Raw genomic sequence first — 22,695 nt, forward strand, 5'->3', positions numbered from 1 at the left:
GCGACCTAGTTTGCGCGCCTTAAGGCGACCACCGTGATGTCATCCTCTTGCTTTCCGGCCGCGGCGTTCCGGACTGCCTCGATCAGCGCGGCCGGTCGCGGGTTGTCATGGACAAGTCCGGCGATCGCATCCAGACCCTCAAGGGTGCCTCCAAACAGATCCAACAGGCCGTCGGTGAACATCACCAGCACGTCCCCGGGGTCCAGTCGTGTCGAGCGGCTCTTCCAGCTACCGGAACCGCCAAGTCCCAAGGGCAGGCCCGGTGCCCGCAGCTGCCGGTGGGTCCCGTCCGGTGAGACGACGAGCGTGAGTCCATGTCCGGCGTCGGCGTAGTCCAGCAGGCCGGTTTCGAGGACCAGCCGGGCCTGAAACGCTGTGGCGAAGACACCTGTCGCGTCAAGGTCCTGGCCAAGGCCTGCTGCGGCCTGACGGATAACTTCCGATGGTTCCCCAGTACCGACCGAAAGCATGGTCGCCCGGACCGTGGCCGCCATCAGTGCCGCCGCGGCGCCTTTGCCCATAACGTCTGCCAGGGTCACCTCAAGGCCATCCCCGGTATCGGTCCAGGTGTAGAAGTCCCCGCCCACGGCGCGTGCGGGCAGGGACGCCCCGGCGATCTCGTAGGCCGGAGCCCCCGGGGATGTTGCCGGCAGCAGGGCCTGCTGGACGTCGCGGGCCTGGTCCAGGTCCAGGGAATCCTGCAGCTCTGCCTCGGCCCAGGCGCCAAGCTCATCGAGCATGCTCCGGTCAGCGGCGCTCAGTTCCCGGGTTTTGGTGTCGAAGAGGCACAAGGTCCCTACCCGGTGGCCGCCGTTCAGTGCCAGGGGACGGCCCGCGTAAAACCGCACGCCCCGGCCGCCGGCGACGTCGGGATAGGATTCGAACCGCGGATCGGACGCGGCGTCCGGAACAACGAGCAGTTCCGGGCTCTTGATGGTGACGTCGCAGAAAGTCTCGGCCCGTGGCCGGGTCGCCGCACTCGCGCCGCCGGGGGACTTGACGAACAGTTCGCGCTCATCGAGAAGGTTCAGTGCGGCGATGGGAACGTCGAAGAGCTCACGGGCGATCCTGGTAATCCTGTCGAACCGTTCCTCCGGCGCCGTCCCCATCAGCTGAAGCGAGTCCAAGGCACGAACTCTCGCCTGTTCCCGGCTCTGGTCCGTCGTCGTCGCCTTCTCCATCTGCCCAACTCCTTCACGTGCAGAAACCCGGATCCGCGATTGCGCGCAACCGCCCAGGGCCTGTCGTAGTTTCAAGTGGTCTGAAACATCCTAAACGAACAAGGGATCCCTACGACTGTCACAAAGCGGGACTGACCGGGCGTCACCCAAACGCCCCACATAGGTGACCGGGCGTCGCCCAAAAAGCCCCCAAAGGTGACCGGGCGTCGCCCAAACACCCGACAAAGGTAACCGGGCGTCGCCCCAAAGGCCCCCAAAGGTGACCGGGCGTCGCCCCAAAGAGCCCCCAAACCTGACCGGGCGTCACCCAAAAAGCCGACAAAGGTGACCGGGCGTCACCCAAACACCCGCCAAACCTGACCGGGCGTCGGCGGGGCGGAGACGCAAAATGCCCGCCGCCTCGGGAGGCAACGGGCATTCACGCTGAAGGAAGTATCTCTACTTCTTATTGCGACGCTGGTGGCGAGTCTTGCGAAGCAGCTTGCGGTGCTTCTTCTTGGCCATACGCTTGCGGCGCTTCTTAATAACTGAACCCACGTAAGTTCCTTACCAAACTAGATTGAGATTCTGTCTGCTGGGTGAGGTCCTTGAACTGAGCAACAGACTTTACAACGGACAGATTCTTACAATGACGTAAAACGTTCCTTAACAGGGTACCGCCTATCGGAGGCACCCAATGACCGCTGGCCTTGCGGGGGACCAGTGGGGGCTCAGGCCGTCTCGGAGTGCCCGTCGACAACCGCGCCTTTGAGGTACTGGCTCACGGCTTCTTCGGGGACCCGGAACGATCGTCCAAATCGGACGGCCGGCAAATCTCCAGAGTGGACCAGACGGTACACGGTCATTTTGGAAACCCGGAGGACTTCGGCAACTTCGGCCACTGTCATGAAACGCGCATTCGAGAAGTTAGTCTCTGCGGACATTTCTCCATATTCCTTTGCTCTCAGCGGTTAGCGGCGAACCCCCAGCGTTCATTACCTGGTGTGCCGATGCTGAGCCATCAAACAACCATGTGCTAGATACTCTAGAGGCTGCTGGTACCAAAGTGAAAGTCTTTCGTCCAACTGGCGGCCACGTTTCGGCTAGTTGGAAGTAGCCATCCGACGTTTGCGGGCCGAGGCCGCCAATTGCTCCAGGACGGACACCGTGACGTCCCATTCCATGCATGCGTCGGTGACACTCTGGCCGTAGACCAGCTCCTGTTCTCCGGCCGCCTGCCGCTCCACGTCGAGGTTCTGAGCCCCGCCAACAAGAAAGCTCTCCAGCATGACGCCGGCGATCGGCGAGGCAGCGTCGTCTTCAAACTGCGCACCGATTTCCAAGGCCACTTCGGCCTGGCGATGATGGCTCTTGCCGCTGTTGGCATGGCTGGCGTCAACGATCAGCCTCGGGTTCAGTCCCTTCGCCGAGAGTTTCTCCGACGCGGCGGCCACCTGGTCTGCGGAGTAGTTCGGCCCCTTGCGCCCGCCGCGCAGAATCACGTGGGTGTCCGGGTTGCCCGAGGTCGCCACAAGGGCGGCGCGGCCGTTGCCGTCGATTCCCAGGAATGCCTGGGGTGCCGCCGAGGCGCCGCAGGCGTCGATCGCAACCTGGAGGTCGCCGTCGGTCCCGTTCTTGAAACCGATCGGCATCGACAGGCCGGAGGCGAGCTGGCGGTGGATCTGGCTCTCAGTGGTCCGCGCACCGATGGCACCCCATGCCACCAGGTCGGCCATGTATTGCGGGCTGATGGGTTCGAGGAACTCGGTGGCGGTCGGCAAGCCGAGGGCGGTTACTTGCTGCAGGAACCCGCGGGTGGCGCGGAGTCCGGCGGCGATGTCGTGGCTGCCGTCCAGGCGGGGATCGTTGATGAGCCCCTTCCAGCCCACCGTGGTGCGCGGCTTCTCGAAGTATGCCCGCATGACGATGAGCAGGTCTTCCTTGTGCTTCTCCGCCTGGCTGACCAGCCTGCGCGCGTATTCCAAGCCGGCCTTCGGATCGTGGATGGAACACGGGCCAACGATCACCAAGAGGCGGTTGTCCACGCCGTCCATGATGGCGCGCACTCCGTCGCGTCCGCGCTCGACGACGGCGGAGGACCTCGCGTCAAGCGGTAGTTCAGCGCTGATTTCCTGCGGCGTCGGGAGCGGCTCGAAGCGGCTGACGCGAAGGTTCGACGTCGACTGCGTGCCGGGATTCTCGACGTCGGAGTCTAGCGACGCGTTACGGGTAGTGGGCTCTGCGGCGATGCTGGTCATGTAGGGGGTCCTGTTCCGGAGAGGAGCGGACCCTGCTCAGAGCCCGCCTGGAAATGGCGAAGGGCAGAGAATGATCTCTGCCCTGTTGGCTCTGAAGGAAAGTTGGATGCGTGTCAGTTAGACGCGGGCCCCTCCAGAGCCAACGAAAAATACGCATACCAACGGTTAGTCATAGCCAAACCATAGCGGCAGGCTCCGGATGCCCGCAAATCGAAATGCAACGACATCAAGGGAAACCGTTTCCCGACGCACTATAAACTTCACCTCAAAGCACGGGCCTCGCCGCGTTGGAGTTGGAGCAGCGCGGCAGCAACTCCAGGAAGGAAACCATGCCAGGCAGAAGGTATACCCGCCGGGTGGGCATCGCAGATGTGGCATCCATGGCCGGCGTTTCGCATGCCACGGTTTCCCGCGTCATGAATGGAAACACAACCGTTGACGCGGACATTGCCGCCCGCGTCCGGGCAGCCGCTTCCGAACTGAAATATAAGCCGAACCCGGTAGGCCGCAGCCTGGCCCTGGGCAAAACGGACACCATCGGAATCGTGGTTCCGGACCTGTCCAACCCCACGTTCCAGGCCATTCTCCGCGGGCTCAGCATTGCCGCGGCCCGCGATGGCTACCGCGTCCTGATCGCGGACTCCTCCGAGGTCCGGAGCGAAGAGGCAATCCTGGCCGGCGAAGCCCGGCGGCGTTGCGACGGCGTGGTCCTCTGCGCTCCCCGCATGAGCGATGAGGAGCTTGAAGAGCTCGCACCGACCCTCCACCCACTGGTCCTCATCAACCGGATCACCCAGTCCGTCCCGACTCCAAGCCTGGTGGTGGACTATGGCCAGGGCATCCAGGAACTTGCCGCGCACCTGGTCGAGTTGGGACACCGCAAGCTGGCTTATCTGACGGGACCGGACCGCAGCGCATCCAACGTGCAGCGCCTGCGGGGACTCGAGAAGTTCAAAGCCGAGTACCCCGACATCGAATTGCAGTACCATCCTGGCGGAAATACCTACGACGCCGGATTCGAGTCGAGCGATGCGGTCGCCTCGTGTGGCGCTACGGGAATTCTGGTGTTCAACGACGTCGCTGCGATGGGCCTCTTGAGCGGACTCAACGAGCGCGGGATCCGCGTGCCGGAAGACTTGTCGCTCACAGGTTTCGACGACATGCCGTTCGCGCGTTACACCATGCCTCCGCTGACCACTGCCGCCGTGCCGATCTCCGATCTCGGGGACCTTGCGTGGCGCCGCATGCGGGAGCAGATCCAGACCAACGACGCCGCTTCGCCCACGAACTACTTCCCGCCGCGGCTTGAACTCAGGGGCAGCACCGGACCCGTCAAGGCGTAGCTTCCGCGGGAATTTCCGCGGCGCTTTCCGCGGGCCGCTGCCCCAGCCCGGCTTCCCGGTAGTACCCCTCGATGTGGTCGGCAACGAGCTTCGCTGCCCGGCCGCCGTCGCCGTCGTTCACTGCCGCCAAGATGGCCCGGTGCTCCGACCGCAGGCGATCGGCGGTGCGGTCCCAATCGGGCAGGTTGGCCGTGAGCGCCGCAGCATACCCCTCGATCGCTTCACGCAGCGAGCCCATGATGGTGCTCACCACGGCATTCCCGGCAGCTTCCGCCAACGCCAGGTGGAAAGCGATGTCCAGCGCCATGAAATCGTCGACGGCGGGATGTACCTCCATCTCGTCCAGCAGCCTCGCCGCTTCGGCCAATTCCGGAGCCTCCGCCTTCGCGCGGGACACCGCCCACGACTCCAGCAGGACCCGGGTCTCCACGATGTCGGCCACAGGCAAATGCTGGGTGGCCACATGGAGCCGGAACGCTGAACCGAGTGCTGCGGCGGGTTCCGCGATGACCACCGTGCCCGCATCCTTTCCGGAACCGACTCCCGCCCGCACCAAGCCCATGGCTTCCAGGATCCGGATGGCTTCGCGGACCGAGGTCCGCGAGACTTCCAGTTGTTCGGCCAACGCACGCTCGGCCGGGAGCCGCCCGCCAAGCACCAAGTGCCCGTCGGACAGTTGCTTTTCGATCCAACCCAGGACGAGCTCGTGCGTTCTCATGCCTACATAATACTTGATGTGGTTGGACCACATGGCATAGAGTGCGGTCCAACCGCACAGCACACCGGAGGCACCACCATGACGCAGACCGTCCAGCCCGCCACTCCTCCCCCGGCCGGCACCGCCGCCGCGCCAACCGCCAACGCACCCGCCGCCAACACACCCGCCGCCGTCGGACATCCACCTGCATTGAAGCGCCGGATACCCAAATACGCGGACCTGGCGCCGCTCATGAAGTTCAAGAAGCCCGACTTCAGCAACGCGGCGAAGCTGCGGCGCGCATCCACCATTTGGGAGCTTCGGGACATGGCAAAGCGCCGCACTCCCCGGGCACCCTTCGACTACACGGACGGTGCAGCTGAGGCCGAGATCACGCTTCGCCGGGCCCGTCAGGCTTTCCAGGACATCGAGTTCCGGCCGGGGATCCTGCGCGACGTTTCCAGCATCGACCTCAGGACCGGGATCCTGGGCAAGGAATCCCGGCTTCCCTTCGGGATCGCACCCACGGGGTTCACCCGCATGATGCAGTCGGAGGGTGAGTACGCGGGCTCCCAGGCGGCCGAAGCCGCCGGAATCCCCTACACCCTCTCCACAATGGGCACAGCGTCCATCGAGGACGTGGCTGCGGCGGCTCCGAACGGCCGCAACTGGTTCCAGCTGTACCTCTGGACCGACCGGGACCGTTCCCTGGAACTGATCGAGCGCGCCGCCAAGGCCGGAAACGACACCCTCATGGTCACTGTGGATACCGCCGTCGCGGGCGCCCGGCTGCGGGATGTCCGCAACGGCATGACAATCCCGCCGGCACTCACGCTGAAGACCGTCCTGGATGCCTCGTACCGGCCCGCCTGGTGGTTCAACTTCCTCACGCACGAGCCGTTGACGTTCGCCTCGCTCTCCCGCTACACGGGCACCGTGGCCGAACTCATCAACTCCATGTTCGATCCCACCCTGACCTTCGACGACCTGGACTGGCTGCGGGAAACCTGGAAGGGCAAGCTCGTGGTCAAGGGCATCCAGACGGTGGAAGATGCCCGTAAGGTGGTGGACCACGGCGCTGACGGCGTGGTGGTCTCCAACCACGGCGGCCGCCAACTGGACCGGGCACCGATTCCGCTGCACCTCGTTCCCGAGATCTCCGCGGCGCTCAAAACTGACAACAGCGGCGCCGCCGTCATCCTGGACACCGGCATCATGAGCGGCGCGGACATCGTGGCTGCCCTTGCCCTCGGTGCGGACTTCGCCCTGATCGGCCGCGCCTACCTGTACGGGCTCATGGCCGGCGGCCGGGCAGGCGTGGACCGCACCATCGAGATCCTGGAGAAGGACATGGCCCGCACCATGGCGCTGCTCGGAGTCACCAAGGTCTCCGAGCTCAACCCGGACCACGTGCGGCTGCTGGGAGCGTAACCTTCAGCGCCCTTCAGCAAGGTGGGTGCTACTTCTTCCGTCCGAACTTCGGCAGGTTGGGCAGGTTGGGCAGGTTCGCCAAGAGGTCGGCAGCCTTGGTGGCTGCCCGGCCTACGGTGCGGCCGATCTGCTGCGGCCTGGTGTCGTCAGTTCCCGCTGCCGGGGCAACGGTTCCGGACGCGGGGACGGTCTCAGGCGAGCGCTCGACGTCGGTGCCCGCCTGGGAAGCGAGCTGCGGCTCTCCGTCTGGCTGCGTGAGCTGCTCCTCCTTCGCGGCGCCTGCACCCTGCTGGCCGGCGGAACCGGAGCGGGGGTTGCGGGCCGGGGCGGCCGCCTGGTCCGCGGGCTTGGCGGGTCCGACGTCGAAGGTCTCCAGCCAGCTGGCAACCCCGGCGAGCGGCTTCGTGTTCAACGCGTAGTAGCGTTTCTGCCCCTGTGCGCGCATGCTGACGAGATCCGCCTCGCGGAGCACCTTCAAATGCTTTGAGATGGTGGGCTGGCTCGCTTCGAGCTCCTCCACCAGTTCCCCCACTGCCTTGTCCCCAGAGCGGAGGGAAACCAGAATGTCACGCCGGGTCGCCTCAGCAATGACGGCAAATACGTCGTCAGTCACCATGCCTCCCACCCTAGCGACATATACGTCAAAAGGCATCAACTATTTCGCAGGGGCGCGGCGTTGACCAGGCCTTGCCCTGGGGGGCCGACCAAGCTGTCAGTCGAACCAGGGATCCAGGCCGTAAACCGGGAAGATTTCCTTGCGGGTGGCGATGATCGTGCGGTCAACGGCGTCGGCGGGGTCGTAACCGACCTCCCACGAACGCCACCAGGTGTCCACGCCGTCGCCCATGAGTTCCGGGACCGCGTCCCCGTATTTTTCCCTGACATGGCTGCGGAAAGTTTCCGGGACCGGAGCCGTCAGCTGGATGGGATGTTGGGCCACGATGCCGATCAAATGGCTCCACGTGCGCGGTACCACTCCCGTAATGTCGTAGCCCCCTCCCCCGGTGGCGATCCATCGATTCTCGCAAAACCTCGCGGCGAGGCGCGCGACGGCGGTGGCCGCCTCGCGTTGGCCGTCCACGCTGAGGTTCAGGTGCGTCAGGGGATCGAGTTTGTGGGAGTCGCAACCATGCTGGCTTACGATGACTTCCGGTTCAAAGGCCTGAACGAGCTGCGGTACGACTGCGTGGAAGGCCCGCAGCCACCCGGCGTCGCCCGTCCATGCAGGCAAGGCCACATTGACGGCCGTTCCGAGCGCGTCCTGGCCGCCGGTCTCGTTGGCGAAGCCGGTCCCCGGGAACAGCGAGAGGCCGCTTTCGTGCAGGGAGATCGTGAGGACCCTGGGATCGTTCCAGAAGATGCTCTGCGTGCCGTCGCCGTGGTGGGCATCGACGTCGATGTACGCGACCCGCCGGACACCGCCGTCGAGCAGCCTCTGCACAGCGAGTGCGGCGTCGTTGTAGATACAAAAACCGCTTGCGCGCTCGCGGGAGGCATGGTGCAGGCCGCCGCCGAAGTTGACGGCGCGGACCGCGGTCCCGGACAGGATTGCCTCGGCCGCGAGGAGCGAGCCGCCGGCAAGCCGGGCGCTTGCTTCGTGCATCCCGGCGAAAGCGGGATCGTCGTCGGTGCCGAGCCCGCGTTCGGGGTCCGGCGTCGTCGGGTCTTCGCTGACCCGCCGCACCGCGGCGATGTACTCGGCGCTGTGCACTGCCCGGAGCTCGACGTCGGACGCGACCTCCGGCGCTTGGACGGAAACGTGCTCCAGGTCGAAAAGTCCGAGTGACGAGGCGAGCCTGGCCGTCAGTTCAAGCCGCGCGGGGGCCATCGGATGCGATGGACCGAAATCGTATGCGGTCATGGCGGGATCCCACGCCACCGTCGTTGGCAGCGGGGATGGACGGAGGCCTGCCCAGGAAGTCATCAATGACAGGCTACCCGAGCGGCAGGACGCAGCTGCCCCGTTACAACAGGCGATTAGTGGTTTACTACTCAGGAAAGCAGAATCAATCAACCAGAAGCGAACAGCACTGCCATGACTCAGAGCCAGTCGAGGTCCTTGGACCCGGCCAGCTGGCAAACCGTCCAGCCGGAGCGGAAAAGCCTGTGGATTTTCACAGGCATCCGTGACTTCATCGACAACATCGCCAACTCCTCACCGGCGCGGTTGGCGCTCACCGCATACGTCGTCGCGATTCTCTTCTTCACCGGTTTGCTTTCCCTGCCGGCGGCATCGGCCGACGGTGCGGTCACTCCCATCCACCAGGCCCTGTTCACCGCGGTATCCAGCGTGTGCGTGACCGGTCTGACGGTTGTGTCGACGGCGACGCACTGGACATTCTTCGGCCAGCTCGTCATCATCTTGGCTATTTTCGTGGGTGGATTGGGAACCCTGACACTCGCATCCCTCCTGGCGCTCATGGTCAGCAAACGGCTGGGCGTGAGGGGCAAGCTCATTGCCCAGGAGGCCATGAACAACGCCGGACGCTTGGGCGAAGTGGGCACCTTGTTGCGGATCGTCATCTCCACGTCCGTGACGATCGAGGCCGTACTGGCCATCGCCTTGATTCCCCGCTTCGTGACACTCGGAGAGGACTTCTGGCAAGCCGTCTGGCATGGAGTCTTCTACTCGGTGTCTTCCTTCAACAATGCCGGTTTCACGCCCCACTCCGACGGAATCGTGCCGTACGAGACCGACCTGTGGATTCTTGTACCGCTCATGGTTGGAGTGTTCCTCGGCAGCCTCGGCTTCCCGGTGATGCTGGTGCTCCGACGGCACGGCCTGAATTGGAAAAAGTGGAGCCTCCACACCAAGCTCACCATCCAGGTTTCCCTGATCCTCCTCGTTGCCGGCGCAGCCCTGTGGGCCTTGATGGAGTGGGACAACACCAACACCATCGCCAACATGAGCGTCGGCGACAAGATCACGCATTCCATTTTCGCCTCGGTCATGACACGGTCCGGCGGCTTCAACCTCGTGGACCAGGCGCACATGGATTCCACCACGAGGCTCCTGTCCGACGCGCTCATGTTCGCCGGCGGCGGTTCGGCGTCGACGGCGGGCGGCATCAAGGTGACCACCATCGCGGTCATGTTCCTCGCCATCATCGCCGAGGCCCGGGGCGACGACGACGTCAAGGTCTACGGCCGCACGATTCCCGAAGGCACCATGCGAGTGGCCATCTCGGTGATCGTCGCGGGCGCCACCTTGGTATGCGTATCGGCATTCCTGCTCTTGGCCATCAGCGGCGCCAGCCTGGACCGGGTGCTCTTCGAAACCATTTCGGCTTTCGCAACCGTTGGCCTCAGCACGAACCTTAGCGCGGAACTGCCGCCGTCGGGGGTCTACGTGCTCGCAGCCCTCATGTTCGCCGGCCGCATCGGCACTATAACCCTTGCCTCAGCCCTGGCCCTCCGCCAGCGCAGGCAGCTATTCCACTACCCGGAAGAGAGGCCGATCATTGGCTAATTCAACAGGCGCCCCCAACCGGCCGGCGCACAACGCGCCCGTCCTGGTGATCGGCTTGGGCCGGTTCGGTGCAGCCACTGCGGAGCAGCTCGTCAAGCAGGGACGCGAAGTCCTGGCCATTGAGCGGGACCGCACGCTTGTCCAGACCTGGGCCCCCGTGCTCACCCACGTCGTCGAGGCCGACGCCACCAACATCGATGCCCTCCGCCAACTCGGCGCACAGGACTTCAGCTCTGCCGTGGTAGGCGTGGGAACGTCCATCGAGTCCTCGGTGCTCATCACGGTGAACCTCGTGGATCTGGGCATTGAGCACCTCTGGGTGAAAGCGATCACGGCCTCGCACGGCAAGATCCTCACCCGCATCGGCGCCAACCATGTCATCTACCCGGAGGCCGACGCCGGCGTCCGTGCAGCACACCTGGTCTCCGGCCGCATGCTGGACTTCATTGAGTTCGACGACGACTTCGCCATCGTGAAAATGTACCCGCCCAAGGAAACCGTGGGCTTCACGCTCGATGAGTCCAAGGTCCGCTCCAAGTACGGCGTGACCATTGTTGGCGTGAAGTCCCCGGGCGAGGACTTCACCTATGCCCGCCCGGACACTAAGGTATCCGGCCGCGACATGCTGATCGTCTCCGGGCACGTGGACCTGCTTGAGCGCTTCGCCGCGCGGCCGTAACTTGCCGGACCGCAGCGCCGTGGGTTGCTAGCCGAGCTGTTGGGTGATTTCCGCTGCCCGGGCAGCCGCGGCGCGTGCACCGTCGGCGATGATCGAAGGCAGGCCGCGGTCGTTGAATGCCGCAATGGCGCGTTCCGTGGTGCCGTTGGGGCTGGTCACCGCGATGCGCAGGGCGGTGGGGTCGGCGCCCGGTTCGGCGAGCATGAACCCCGCACCTGCAACGGTCTCGCGGGCAATCTTGAGGGAGAGCTCGGGATCCAGGCCGAGTTCGACGCCGGCGGCAGCCATCGCCTCGGCCAGGTAGAACGCGTACGCGGGGCCTGAGCCGCTGATGGCGGACAGGGCATCAACCTGTTCCTCTGGGATTTCCACAACCGTGCCCGCGGCCGCGAGGATGTCCTTGGCCTGCTGGAGCTGCACAGGGGTGCAATTGGTTCCGGGCGAAACGGAGACCACCCCGCGCCCGAGCTTGGCGGGCGTGTTGGGCATCGTCCGGATGACCGGCTGCCCTGCCGGCAGGGCTGCTTCCAGCTGGGCGATCGACACGGCGGCGGCAACGCTGATCACAATGGTGTCCTTGGCCAGCGACCCTGAGATTTCCCGGGCGAGGTCCGCAATACCCACAGGTTTGACACCGAGGATGACAACCGAGGCGCCCTTCGTCGCCAACTTGTTGTTGTCTGGTTCCTCGGCTCCGGCGATGGTCATGACGTGGTGGCGCTCAGCCAGTTCGGCGGCGCGTTCAGCGCGACGTACGGTAGCGACGACGTCCGACGGATCCGTTCCGGCAGCCAGCAGGCCTCCCAGAATGGCCTCGTTCATGGACCCACAGCCAAGGAATGCGATTCGGTTGCTCATGGCTCCATGATGCCAGTTCCGCTGCGCCACCGCAGATCGAGCCGGGCTTTCAAGAGGCCGCCCAGGATTCCCAGCTAGTTCCCAAGGTTATTGCAGGCTGCGCCCAATATCGCTCCGTAACTTGGTAATTACCTCATTGAGGGTGCGAGTGATGAGGCGGGCATGGGGATGTCCGCCCACAAAGCACCGGTGGCTGAACGGGTTTTCCCCCATTTTCCCGTTTGCCACCGGTGCTTTCGCTTTTAAGGCGGCCGTTCGACTTCAAGGCGGCGGTTCGAGGGCGGGCACGCGCCCGCCGTCGTCGTCTTGAGTGGCGAGGCTAAATCTCGAAGGCTCCCACAAGCGGCGCCCCTAAGTGCTGACGGGCGAAGCGCAGCGTTTCGGCCAGCCACTCCTCGCGTTCCCCGGTAACTTTGGCTTTGCGCGTGGAAATCTCGGCAACCACTGTGCCTTCGAATCCGGTGGACGCGAGATACTGCAGCGACTCGGCGCACTGTTGGGTTCCGTAACCAGGAATCAAGTGTTCGTCCTTGCCCGAGCCCGAACCATCCGTGAGGTGGACATGGCGCAGCTTGCTCCCGAGCGCCCGGATCGCTTCAAGGCTGTTGGCCCCCGCGGTGGCGGCGTGCGAGAAGTCCCACGTGACGTCGTCGTAATCCTGACCCAACGGATCCCAGTGCGGAAGGTAGGCAAGCGCCTCACGGCCGCGCACGCGCCACGGGTACATGTTCTCTACGGCGATATGCACTTGGTACATCGCGGCGATCTCGCGCACACCGGCAGAGAAGTTCTCCGCATAGTTCGACTGCCACCGGAAGGGCGGATGGACCACCACGGTGTTGCAGCCCACCTCGCGCGCCATCTGGCAGGACATCTCGATCTTGTTCCACGCCGGACCCCACACCTGCTGGGTCAACAGCAGCGTGGGCGCATGGATCGAAACGATCTGCTGGTCATAGCGATGGCTCAGCTGGATGAGGGCATCCGGGTTCTGGCTCGTGGCGTTGTTGGTCACCATCACCTCGACGCCGTCGTACCCCAGGTCCTGGGCCACGGCGAAGGCGTCATGGACGCTGAGCGGATAGACAGAAGCGCTGGACAGCGCCACCGGGATCCTTGGCGTGTCTTCTTCGGAGTGCTCGACGTCGGTGCTCATGTTAGTTGGCCTGCCTCCCGGCGCTGGGGATGGGTATGGGTACTGCGGCTGTCGCGGCCGTTGCGGTGTTGGCGCCCAGGCGCGGTACCGGTGCCGCGTCTCCGAGCCCGACATGTGGAGCCGGGGCCAGCGGGCCGTCGAAGACCAGCTGGTCGAGCCGGCGCAGGATCAATCCCTCGCGCAGGGCCCAAGGACAGATCTCCATGCTGGGAAATTCGAACATTTCCAACGCGGCCTCGGCGACCAGCGCACCCGCAAGGATCTGCGCAGCCCGGGCATCCGAGACGCCCGGGAGGTACAGCCGGTCCTCGACGGTCATGGCCGAGATACGCTGCGCCCAAAGGCCCAGGTCCGTGGCATGAAGTTCGCGTTTGACGTACGGACCGGCGCCGCTGGGGGCCGCGCCCGCTATGCGTGCAAGCGAACGGAAGGTCTTGGAGGTTCCGGCCACAAGGTTGGCCCGGCCCAATTGCTTGAACTCGCGCACAACCGGTTTGAGTGTCTGGCGAATGTACTTGCGCAACGCTTTGACGCTTTTGGCCGTGGGCGGGTCGTCGTGGAGCCAATCCCTCGTCAGACGGCTGGCACCGAGCGGGACTGACACCGCGAGTTCAGGCAGTTCGTCCTGGCCAAACGCCATTTCGAACGAGCCGCCTCCGATGTCCAGGTCCAGGATCGGACCCGCGCCCCAGCCGTACCAGCGCCGGACCGCGAAGAACGTCATGGACGCTTCTTCACTGCCTGTCAGTTCCTGCAAGGTCACCGTGGTCTCGTGCTTCACGCGCGCAAGGACCTCGGCGCCGTTGGTGGCTTCACGGATGGCCGAGGTACAAAAAGCCAGGAGGTCCTCGGCCTTGTGGCGGGCTGCGAACTCCCACGCTTCGAGGACGAATTCGATCAGCTCGTGCTGCCCGGCGTCGTTGATGTTGCCCTCGGCGTCTAGGAACTGAACCAGCGAGAGAGGTCGCTTGTGGGAGGCAAACGCCACCGGGCGTGCGCCTGGATGCGCGTCCACCAAGAGCAAATGGACGGTGTTGGAACCGATGTCTAGGACGCCAAGACGCATTCTGCCATTATTCCCCGATTCGAAGCGTGTGGAGCAAGTACGACCGCCGATTCATCCCGGTGACCGATCAATTAGTCCTGGGGTCCGGAGGTGGGTGACTCCGCATCCGCGGCCGAGGCGCTCGCTTCGTCCGTTTCGTCCGTGCGCTTGAAATCACGGCGGACGTTCGCAATGCCCTCGGGACCCATCTCGAAGCCGTGCTCGCTGCCCGGGTTGATGACCAGTCCCAGTTCGTCGCCGATGCTGTCCAGAATCGCGGAGCCGTGGGTGCCCAGAACGTTGGGCGCGGCCTCAAGGAAGCGCGATTCCACCCGGCTCGGGTGGCTGAATACCGCGAGGACGGGCTGACCCTCCGAATTGGCGAGCACCAGCGGCTCCACGGCGGCGTCAGGCTGATCCAACGAGTCCGCGCTCAGGATGTACACCTCGTTGTTCAGGAAGGCCAGGATGACGTCCACCGGGTTCGCGTCGGGTTGCCCGGCCTTTGCGAGCTTGGACTCAAGATCGTTCAAGGGCAGGGATTCCGGGGCTTCCGGCTGATCTGTCATGGTTCCACTCGATCACGGTTCCCCTGCCGGACGCAATTCGCCGCCGCTGCTCCGTCGAGTTCGTGGGTGCGGGCCCGAGGCTGCGTCCCGGAACGCCGCTCCCGGCCCGCACCCACGATCTCAGCCCCGGAGAAGCCTGAGCAGACGTACTTTCAGGCCGCGTTCGTCGAAGAGGTCTTTCCAACCGATGCGGAGAATCCGCCAGCCCTGCTCAGTCAGCAGCTTCTCCCGTTGCCGTTCTTCGAAGATCACTTCCGCAGTTGGCTTGTAGTCGAAGTATTTTGCCTTGCCATCGAATTCGAGCGCAGCCCGCAGGTGTGGCCACGCGAAGTCGAACCTGTAGGCGCCACGCGGTGTTTGGGCCCGCAACTGGAGCACGGGATCCGAAAAGCCGAGTTTGGCGATGGCGTCCCGGGTCAAGGTCTCCCCCGGGGATTCTGACAATGGGTTTGCGAAGGTCAGGGCTTTTCGAAAAGCAACGACTCCCCTGGCACCGACCAGATCGGCGCAGGCTGACTCCAACCACTCACGATTGCATCCGCGCCTCAAGCCGTGATCCAGGAGAATCAGGGCCTGCCGATAGTTCAATATTCGCGCGCAGTCGAGCACGGCGCGGTCGAGTGTTGTCACTGGAAGCCCGTCAATCTCGATCCGCTGCCCGGGCAGGAGGAGGCCCGAATGGGCCCTGACGTCAGTGGCGTGGGACGCGCGAGCCGCGCGGTACGGAATGATGACGTGGATCAACTGATCAGCCCTCCACAAATACAAACGGTGCAGACGGGCGGCGGAAGTGTGGCTGAACGTCAGCCCGTCCGCGGTAACACGGAGGGTCTGATGGCAATACGCCGCCAACTGGGCGCGCTCCCGGCCGGCGTCCGAGAGTCCCTTCCAGACAGCGCCGCGGACAAGGACACCCGTGCGGACCTTCACCAGTGAGCCGGAGCTGAGGTATTCATTGATCCGGCGCTTGCTCAGTCCTTCGGCAAGGAGCTCCTCTGTCCGCCACATGTTCCCGGGCGGAAGCCAAATCCCCGCAATAGGGTCAACCGGGACAAGCGGGCCAACATTTCCGTAGCTGTTCACTGCACCAGCATCTGGGAGCAGCGGAGTCCGCGGAACCAGCCAATCGAGCTATGTGGAAACCCACTACGTGGGTGTGGGCCGGGGGCTGCGTACTGGAACGCAGCCCCGGGCCCACACCCACGATTTCGGGCGCCCCCCTACTTCTTCGCCGTGGCCTTCTTCGCCGGTGCCTTGCGGGCCGTGGTGGTGCGCTTGACCGGTCCCTTTGCACGCTTCTCGGCAAGCAGTTCGATGGCCTGTTCCCGGGTCAGCTCCTCCAGGGACGTGGCGCGCGGAACGGTGATGTTGGTGACGCCGTCGGTGATGTACGGGCCGAAACGGCCTTCCTTCACCACGATGTTCTTCTCCGAGACAGGGTCCGGACCGAACTCGGCCAGGGGCGGCACCGCGGCACGCGCACCACGCTGCTTCGGCTGGGAGTAGATCTCCAACGCCTGTTCCAGCGTGATGGTGAAAATCTCTTCCTCGGATCCGATGGACCGCGAGTCCGTGCCCTTCTTCAGGTAAGGCCCGAAGCGGCCGTTCTGCACGGTGATGGGGTTGCCTTCGGCGTCCTCGCCCAGGACACGTGGCAGGCTCATGAGTTGCAAGGCCTCATCCAGGGTGATCGTGTCAACGGACATCGACTTGAAGAGCGAGCCTGTGCGGGGCTTTGCCTTGACGGGCTTCTTCGGCGGCTTGGGCTTGCCGTTCTTGTAGTACTCCACCGGCTGGTTGGCCAGTTGCTCTTCCGTCATCTCCGGGATGATCTCAGTGACATAGGCCCCGTAGCGGCCGTTCTTGGCAACCACGGTGTGGCCGGTGTGCGGATCCTTGCCCAGGACGCGTTCCTCGGGTGCAGCCGTTTCCATGAGCTCCACGGCCTTGGCGGCGGTGAGCTCGTCCGGTGCGAGGTCCTCGGGCACATTGGCACGCGCGGACTCCACCACTTCGCCGGTCTTGGGGTCGACAGTGGGGAGCGAGCTTTCCAGGTACGGGCCGAACTTTCCGACGCGCAGCGTGATGCCCTCGGCAATAGGCACCGAGTTGATCTCGCGTGCATCGATTTCGCCCAGGTTGTTGACGATGCTCAGCAGCCCGGGATCGGCGTCTTCACCGTAGTAGAAGTGCTTGAGCCAAGCGGCGCCGGCTTCCTGGCCGTTCGCGATCTTGTCCAGGTCGCCTTCCATGTCCGCCGTGAATTCGTAGTCCACGTAGTCGGTGAAGTGCTGCTCCAACAGGCGGATCACGGAGAAGGCGATCCAACTGGGAACCAGCGCGGACCCTTGCTTCCGGACGTAGCCGCGGTCCTGAATGGTGGAGATCGTGGACGCGTAGGTGGACGGGCGGCCGATGCCGCGCTTTTCCAGCTCCGCTGTCAGCGATGCTTCCGTGTACCGCGGCGGCGGCGAGGTCTCGTGGCCAACAGCAACGATGTCCGAAGCGGTCAGCGAATCGTCCTTGGCCACGTTGGGCAGACGCCGGGCTTCGTCGGAGTCGTCATCGCCGCGGCTCTCGTCCTTGCCTTCTTCGTAAGCAGCGAGGAAGCCAGGGAAGGTGATGACCGTACCGGAGGCCGAGAACTCGGCGTCCCGGCCATCGGCAGCCACGGCTCCGAGCCGGATGGTGGCGGTGGAGCCCTTCGCGTCGCCCATTTGGGAGGCGATGGTGCGCTTCCAGATGAGTTCGTAGAGCCGGAACGCGTCACCGCTCAGCTGGTTGGCCACCTGGGCCGGGGTACGGAAAGAGTCACCCGCGGGGCGGATGGCTTCGTGGGCTTCCTGTGCGTTCGCCGCCTTGTTGGCGTAGACGCGGGGAGACTGCGGCACGTACTCGGGACCGTACAGCTCGGCGGCCTGGCGGCGGGCCGCCGAGACTGCCTCGTCGCTCAACGCGGACGAGTCCGTACGCATATAGGTGATGTAGCCGTTCTCATACAGGCGCTGGGCGATCTGCATGGTGCTCTTGGAGGAGAAGCGCAGCTTTCGGCCAGCCTCCTGCTGGAGGGTCGACGTCGTGAACGGCGCCGCCGGGCGGCGCGTGTACGGCTTGGTGTCCACCGAGCGGACGCGGAAGTCCGAGTTCTCCAGCCCGGCTGCCAACGACGTCGCCAGTTCCTCGTTGAGGTGCACCGCGTTCGCAGAGATGAGGACGCCGTCGTCGTTGAAGTCACGGCCGCTGGCCACCTTCGCCCCGTCAACGGCGGCAAGCTTCGCTTTGAAGGTCGCGGAGCCCGTACCGAACTGGCCGGTCAGGTCCCAATACGACGCGGCCTTGAACGCCATCCGTTCGCGTTCACGGTCCACCACCATGCGGGTGACAACCGACTGAACACGGCCTGCCGACAGGCCGCGGGCAACCTTGCGCCACAGGACCGGGGAGATTTCGTAACCGTACAGGCGGTCAAGGATGCGGCGCGTTTCCTGGGCGTCCACGAGCGCGCTGTCGACGTCGCGCAGGTTGTCCATAGCGCGGTGGATGGCTTCCTTGGTGATTTCACCGAAGGTCATCCGGTAGACGGGAACCTTGGGCTTCAGGACCTCCAAAAGGTGCCACGCGATGGCCTCGCCCTCGCGGTCCCCATCGGTTGCGAGATAGAGCGCGTCGGCGTCTTTCAGCTGGGCCTTGAGTTCGGCGACCTTTTTCTTCTTGTCCGGAGACACCACGTAATACGGTTTGAAGTCGTGTTCGATGTCGACGGCGAACTTGCCAACCGAGGTCTTCTTTAGTTCTGCAGGGAGGTCCGAGGGCTGCGGCAGGTCGCGGATGTGGCCGATCGAGGCCTCGACAATGAAGCCCTCGCCCAGGTACTTGGCGATGGTCTTGCTCTTGGCCGGAGACTCCACGATCACGAGTTTCTTGCCGGTTTTTGCCTTGCTGGGCACGGTTCTCCTACAGAAAATGAATTGCTTGGGCTCGTGCCCATATTGGCCTAGTTCACCATATTTTGCAGAATCGTGCGTTTGGTGGGCCCACGACGCCAGGGTTCCCTGGCCGAGCTTGCGAGGTTAGGGGGGTGGTGGGGATCAGCCTGCGGACGGCGTCCGGTCGTCCGGAATCATCGACCACATCGTAGCTATTCGCACCGCTCCTTCGGGAATCCGGGTGGGATCTTCGAGCTCATATGACCGGATGAGCTCCTGGAATTTCGCCTTGAGCTCCGCGCGCTGGTCCGGGGTCAAGTACAGCAGGTCGCTGGACAGCACCATGGCGGCTGCCTCGTTGGCGGCCTCTCCGCGCTGGCGCCGCTCACCGCGGGCACGGGTGAAAGCGGTGGCCCGGCGTCGGAAAGCGTCCAGTTCGAGTTCGACGACGGCGATCTCCGGGCTCGGTGCGTTGCCGCCGGATTTGATGGTGAAGTCCGAACCTGCCGCCTTCCAACGGCGTTCGCGTGCGTCACCCGCGTTGTCCGCGGCAGTCACGATCCCCCATTTCTGGAGGGCCCTCAAGTGGTAGCTCATGGCGCTCGGCGTGAGTCCGGTCTGTGCAGCGAGCTCCGTGGCCGTGCGGCTCAGTTGCGTGGAATACAGTTCCGTGATGACCTCAAGCCGGGCGGCGTGCGCAAGCGCGCGGATCGCTTTGGGGTCGGTGATCTCCACCGTCTTGCCGGGCCGTTTCCGGCGTTTCGGGGATGCCGGGCCGGCCGATACCCCATTGTCTTCATTCACCGGAACAGTTTAGCCGCCGGTTCCGCCGCACTAGTCCTATGCGGCAGTCCTATGCCGCGGGAAGCAGGAAGCCGTCGCGGACCAGGTTCGCGACGTCGGAGAGCAACCCTGCGCGGAAAGCGTCGTCGTCGAAGTCGTCCCCTCCACCCAGCAGTGCGGCCAAGGCGCCGATCAGCTGGCGGACCGACAACTCGCCGTCACATGCCGACACGAAGCCAGCCAGCTCGGTGCTCAACAGGTTTGTCCGGCGCAGTCCCGCTCCTTGGCGCAGCAAGATGACGCCGGGGTGCTCGGCGCCGGGGCGCTGGTGCCGTTCCTCGGTGACGTCATCGGCCACCACCAAGTGGGCGTCGGCGAGTTCGTGGGCGTCAAGCCAATCGGCGCGTTCGACGGCCGCGGCAAGGTGTGGACCGATCGGCTGCTCGATGGGGTACGTGATCTCCTCGAACCGGCTCAGGGCGGTTCCGGTACGCGGCTCCTGCGGCCGGCGCAGCCAGATCATTCCAAAGCCAATCGCCTCCACGTCGCGGGAGGCGAAATCGTCCAGGTACGCGGCGTAGGCCTTCCTGTAGAGCTCGCGGTCACGGCCCTCGGAGGCGTCCTGCAGCCAGGTCTCCGCATACAGCTCCGGACTAACCTGTTCCCGCTGGATGAACCAGGCCTCCGTGCCGGACCCTTCCAGCCACGACGCGGGCCGATCGCTCCAGCCGCTGCCCGCGGGGATTTCCCAGTTGCCGAGCATCTGCGCCGTGCCGCCGGGCGCGAGAAAATCGGGCAGCGTGCGGACCAGGTTGGCGACGATGTCGTCGCCCGGCAGCCCGCCGTCGCGGTATGTGAACTGATCCGAGGCATGCTCGCCGGCGTTTCGCGGGGTAATCACGAACGGTGGGTTCGATACCACCAGGTCGAAGGCTTCGCCGGCCACGGGTTCCAGCAGGGATCCCAGCCGCAGGCTCACGCGCGACTCAAGATCGGCAGGATCAAGGCGCAGGGCCTCCGCATTGAGCAGCAGGTTGAAGCGCGTGAACGCGAGGGCGCGTTCGGAGATGTCAGTCGCGGTGACGTGCTCGCAGTGGTGCAGCAGGTGGAAGGTCTGGATTCCGCAGCCCGTGCCCAGGTCGAGGGCGCGTTTCGCGGGCCGCCGGATGGTGGTCTGGACAAGAGTGGTGGAGGCCTGTCCGATGCCCAGCACGTGGTCGTGACGGAGTACGCCCGGCTGTTGATGTGCGGCGAGGTCGCTGGCAACCCACAATTCGGCACCGCCGTTTCCGCTGCCGCCTGTTCCGGAGTCACCTTCCCAGCCGTACGGCCGCAAATCCACCTTCGCGGCCACAGCACCGTCGTCGTTCTTCACCACGAGGCCGAGCTCCACCAGGCCCTCGGTGCGCACGTGCGGCAGGGCGGCGTCGAGGTCGCGTTCAGTTTGCGGGACGGCGAGAAGCCACAAGCGCACGACGACGGCGAGCGCGGCTTTCGCGGGGTCCGTCGCCGGGTCTGCGGACGAGCCGGCCGCTTCGGTGACGATAAGCGCGGGGATGAGCTGGTCCCTGGCAAGGGCCGCCTGCGCAGACTCTCCCAGCAGTGCCGCCACTCCGTTCAGGGTGTAGCCAACGCTTCGCAGGTCGTCGCGGAGCGCCGTCAACAGCACGGGAAGGTCGCTGCGGGGTGCGTCGAGTGTGGAGGGAGCAGTCCCAAAGATGGCGGGCGTTGCGGGATCAGTCACTGTGCAAGTCTATTGGGGCTTGCCGCTGGCCTTCGCCGTGGCACCTGCTTCCGCGGGCTTCGTAACTGCCGCTTCGTTCCCGGTTGCGGCCGGGCGTAGAGTCGGACTATGGCGTGGGCACGCGCCCTGAAGCTAGCAACGACGCCGCCGGCGATTCCCGCCGTCGTGCTTTGCTGTGTGCTCGCATGCGGCACATTGACGTCGTGCGAATACACCTACGGCGACGGCCGCACGGCGTCGAGCAGTCCGACGTCGGCGGTCATCACGGATCCGGTGCTCACCCGTGACCCGGCCCTTGGACAGACCGTCACGGGCGATGCGCTGAAGGCTTGGGCGCAGGACGTGCTTCCAGACCAGAATGGACTGTCCTTTGACAGCAGCTTCGGCGTGTTGTCCGCCGGGGAGTCACGGGCCGAAGAGACAACACAGCTTCCCGGGGGAACGTATGCAGTGACGCTGGCGTGCCGAGGCACCCGCAACGCCGAGTTCACTGTGCGGAACGGGAACGACATCCTCATCGAGGCAATGGTCCAGTGCGGCACCACACGGGTCAAGGTCCTGCAATTGGTGACCGATGCCGTCCTGGGCATCACGGTCACCGCAAGTGCGCAAGCAAACTTTGCGTACCGGGTGAGCCGGATCTGACCACCGGTACTAGGCCGCGCAGCCCTCCGGGCAACGCAGCGTTTCCGGGTTCGAGGCGCATTCGGCGCAATACAGGGTGAGGTTGCGGCAACTCGGGTTGGAGCAGTTTTCAAATTTGTTGGTGGGCGCCTGGCAGCGGACGCATTGGCCAATGGTCTTGGCGTCGTCGCTGAATTCCATGTGCATGCGCTTGTCGAAAACGTAGAGGGAACCTTCCCACAGACCCTGGTCCTTGTAGGCCTCGCCGTAGCGGACAATCCCGCCGTCGAGCTGGTAAACCTCCTTGAAGCCGCGGTTCACCATGAGGCTCGAAAGGACCTCGCACCGGATCCCGCCGGTGCAGTACGTGACGACGGGCTGGTCTTTGAGGTCGTCGTACTTTCCCGAGTCGAGTTCCTTGATGAAGTCGTGGGTGGTGGCAACGTCGGGAACGATCGCATCCTTGAATTTGCCGATCTGGGCTTCGAAGGCGTTCCTTCCGTCGAAGAACTTCACGTCCTGCCCGGCTGCCTTCTTTTCCTCCAGAAGTGCATGGAGCTGTTCAGGTTGAAGATGGGTCCCGCCGCCGACGACGCCGTTCTCATCCACCTTCAGTTCGCCGGGGGCCCCGAAGGACACGATCTCGTCGCGAACCTTGACGCTGAGTCTCGGGAAGTCGTCGGCTCCGCCTTCGGACCATTTGAAATCGATATTGCGGAATCCCTGGTATTCCTTGGTGGTTTTCACATACTGCTTGACGTTGTTCAGTTCCCCGCCGACCGTGGCGTTGATGCCGTCTTTGGAAATGAGGATGCGCCCGGTCAGTCCGAGCTTCTCGCACAGCGCGCGCTGCCAGAGCCGGACGGCGTCCGGGTCCGCGATCGGTGTAAAGCCATAGAAGAGCACAATTCTGTTTAAAGCCACGTATTTAAGGGTACTTGGTGGCCCCAAAC

The 22,695-nt window shown here is 64.6% G+C and carries 21 protein-coding genes; 5 read left to right on the plus strand and 16 right to left on the minus strand.

Features of this window, described 5'->3' with window-relative positions:
• Positions 1-5: 5 nt before the first annotated feature.
• The 4 genes from L0B83_RS10305 to L0B83_RS10320 all read right to left on the minus strand — a co-directional run bounded on the left by L0B83_RS10305 (position 6) and on the right by L0B83_RS10320 (position 3,418).
• Positions 6-1,181 carry a PP2C family protein-serine/threonine phosphatase gene (locus L0B83_RS10305; protein WP_234758320.1) on the minus strand — a complete coding sequence of 392 codons (1,176 nt, stop codon included), beginning with the start codon at positions 1,179-1,181 and terminating at the stop codon, positions 6-8.
• A gap of 438 nt (positions 1,182-1,619) precedes the next feature.
• Positions 1,620-1,718 carry a 30S ribosomal protein bS22 gene (locus L0B83_RS10310; RefSeq protein WP_003792170.1) on the minus strand — a complete coding sequence of 33 codons (99 nt, stop codon included), beginning with the start codon at positions 1,716-1,718 and terminating at the stop codon, positions 1,620-1,622.
• A 173-nt stretch (positions 1,719-1,891) separates the two neighbouring features.
• Complete coding sequence (locus tag L0B83_RS10315; RefSeq protein WP_234758321.1) at positions 1,892-2,104, minus strand: helix-turn-helix domain-containing protein; 213 nt, start codon at positions 2,102-2,104, stop codon at positions 1,892-1,894.
• A 159-nt stretch (positions 2,105-2,263) separates the two neighbouring features.
• Positions 2,264-3,418, minus strand: coding sequence for a 3-deoxy-7-phosphoheptulonate synthase (locus tag L0B83_RS10320; protein WP_234758322.1), 1,155 nt, complete (start codon positions 3,416-3,418; stop codon positions 2,264-2,266).
• A gap of 329 nt (positions 3,419-3,747) precedes the next feature.
• On the opposite strand from L0B83_RS10320, the gene L0B83_RS10325 reads away from it, so the two are divergent.
• Positions 3,748-4,761, plus strand: a complete 1,014-nt coding sequence (locus L0B83_RS10325; RefSeq protein ID WP_234758323.1) for a LacI family DNA-binding transcriptional regulator — start codon at positions 3,748-3,750, stop codon at positions 4,759-4,761.
• Here L0B83_RS10325 and L0B83_RS10330 read toward each other — a convergent pair.
• Entirely contained in the window at positions 4,751-5,479 is a 729-nt protein-coding gene (locus L0B83_RS10330) for a FadR/GntR family transcriptional regulator (RefSeq protein ID WP_234758324.1), read from the minus strand. The two genes, L0B83_RS10325 and L0B83_RS10330, sit on opposite strands and share 11 nt — an antisense overlap.
• Positions 5,480-5,557: 78 nt before the next feature.
• Here L0B83_RS10330 and L0B83_RS10335 point away from each other — a divergent pair, with 78 nt between their 5' ends.
• Complete coding sequence (locus L0B83_RS10335; RefSeq protein ID WP_308193978.1) at positions 5,558-6,889, plus strand: alpha-hydroxy acid oxidase; 1,332 nt, start codon at positions 5,558-5,560, stop codon at positions 6,887-6,889.
• 28 nt (positions 6,890-6,917) lie between these two features.
• Here the strand turns inward: L0B83_RS10335 and L0B83_RS10340 are convergent, their stop codons facing one another.
• The gene (locus L0B83_RS10340) at positions 6,918-7,505 is read right to left on the minus strand and encodes an ArsR/SmtB family transcription factor (RefSeq protein WP_234758325.1); all 588 of its coding nucleotides are present in this window, start codon (positions 7,503-7,505) and stop codon (positions 6,918-6,920) included.
• 96 nt (positions 7,506-7,601) lie between these two features.
• Complete coding sequence (locus L0B83_RS10345; protein ID WP_234758326.1) at positions 7,602-8,813, minus strand: acetoin utilization protein AcuC; 1,212 nt, start codon at positions 8,811-8,813, stop codon at positions 7,602-7,604.
• A gap of 111 nt (positions 8,814-8,924) precedes the next feature.
• Between L0B83_RS10345 and L0B83_RS10350 the strand changes: the two genes are divergently transcribed.
• Positions 8,925-10,358 carry a TrkH family potassium uptake protein gene (locus L0B83_RS10350; RefSeq protein ID WP_234758327.1) on the plus strand — a complete coding sequence of 478 codons (1,434 nt, stop codon included), beginning with the start codon at positions 8,925-8,927 and terminating at the stop codon, positions 10,356-10,358.
• Positions 10,351-11,037: a potassium channel family protein gene (locus L0B83_RS10355; protein ID WP_234758328.1), complete on the plus strand. Its 687-nt coding sequence runs from the start codon at positions 10,351-10,353 to the stop codon at positions 11,035-11,037. Before L0B83_RS10350 ends, L0B83_RS10355 begins: the two co-directional genes overlap by 8 nt.
• A 27-nt stretch (positions 11,038-11,064) precedes the next feature.
• On the opposite strand, the gene proC is transcribed toward L0B83_RS10355, so the two are convergent.
• The 8 genes from proC to L0B83_RS10395 all read right to left on the minus strand — a co-directional run bounded on the left by proC (position 11,065) and on the right by L0B83_RS10395 (position 21,118).
• Entirely contained in the window at positions 11,065-11,895 is an 831-nt protein-coding gene (proC, locus tag L0B83_RS10360; protein ID WP_234758329.1) for a pyrroline-5-carboxylate reductase, read from the minus strand.
• Positions 11,896-12,214: 319 nt separating this feature from the next.
• A complete protein-coding gene (locus L0B83_RS10365; RefSeq protein WP_234758330.1) occupies positions 12,215-13,051 on the minus strand; it encodes a sugar phosphate isomerase/epimerase family protein in 837 nt (278 codons plus the stop codon).
• Position 13,052: 1 nt separating this feature from the next.
• Complete coding sequence (locus tag L0B83_RS10370; RefSeq protein WP_234758331.1) at positions 13,053-14,117, minus strand: Ppx/GppA phosphatase family protein; 1,065 nt, start codon at positions 14,115-14,117, stop codon at positions 13,053-13,055.
• A 71-nt stretch (positions 14,118-14,188) separates the two neighbouring features.
• Positions 14,189-14,665 carry an SseB family protein gene (locus tag L0B83_RS10375; protein WP_234758332.1) on the minus strand — a complete coding sequence of 159 codons (477 nt, stop codon included), beginning with the start codon at positions 14,663-14,665 and terminating at the stop codon, positions 14,189-14,191.
• A 120-nt stretch (positions 14,666-14,785) separates the two neighbouring features.
• Positions 14,786-15,673: a hypothetical protein gene (locus L0B83_RS10380; protein ID WP_234758333.1), complete on the minus strand. Its 888-nt coding sequence runs from the start codon at positions 15,671-15,673 to the stop codon at positions 14,786-14,788.
• Positions 15,674-15,885: 212 nt separating this feature from the next.
• The gene (gene topA / locus L0B83_RS10385) at positions 15,886-18,612 is read right to left on the minus strand and encodes a type I DNA topoisomerase (RefSeq protein WP_234758334.1); all 2,727 of its coding nucleotides are present in this window, start codon (positions 18,610-18,612) and stop codon (positions 15,886-15,888) included.
• Between the two features lie 141 nt (positions 18,613-18,753).
• The gene (locus tag L0B83_RS10390) at positions 18,754-19,395 is read right to left on the minus strand and encodes a winged helix-turn-helix domain-containing protein (RefSeq protein WP_234758335.1); all 642 of its coding nucleotides are present in this window, start codon (positions 19,393-19,395) and stop codon (positions 18,754-18,756) included.
• Between the two features lie 49 nt (positions 19,396-19,444).
• Entirely contained in the window at positions 19,445-21,118 is a 1,674-nt protein-coding gene (locus L0B83_RS10395) for a DUF7059 domain-containing protein (RefSeq protein WP_234758336.1), read from the minus strand.
• A gap of 108 nt (positions 21,119-21,226) precedes the next feature.
• Between L0B83_RS10395 and L0B83_RS10400 the strand changes: the two genes are divergently transcribed.
• Positions 21,227-21,763, plus strand: a complete 537-nt coding sequence (locus L0B83_RS10400; protein WP_234758337.1) for a DUF6023 family protein — start codon at positions 21,227-21,229, stop codon at positions 21,761-21,763.
• 9 nt (positions 21,764-21,772) lie between these two features.
• Here L0B83_RS10400 and trhO read toward each other — a convergent pair whose 3' ends face one another.
• Positions 21,773-22,666 carry an oxygen-dependent tRNA uridine(34) hydroxylase TrhO gene (gene trhO / locus L0B83_RS10405; protein ID WP_234758338.1) on the minus strand — a complete coding sequence of 298 codons (894 nt, stop codon included), beginning with the start codon at positions 22,664-22,666 and terminating at the stop codon, positions 21,773-21,775.
• Positions 22,667-22,695 lie beyond the last annotated feature (29 nt).

The organism is Arthrobacter alkaliphilus (genome assembly GCF_021483235.1).
Lineage (GTDB): Bacteria > Actinomycetota > Actinomycetes > Actinomycetales > Micrococcaceae > Arthrobacter > Arthrobacter alkaliphilus.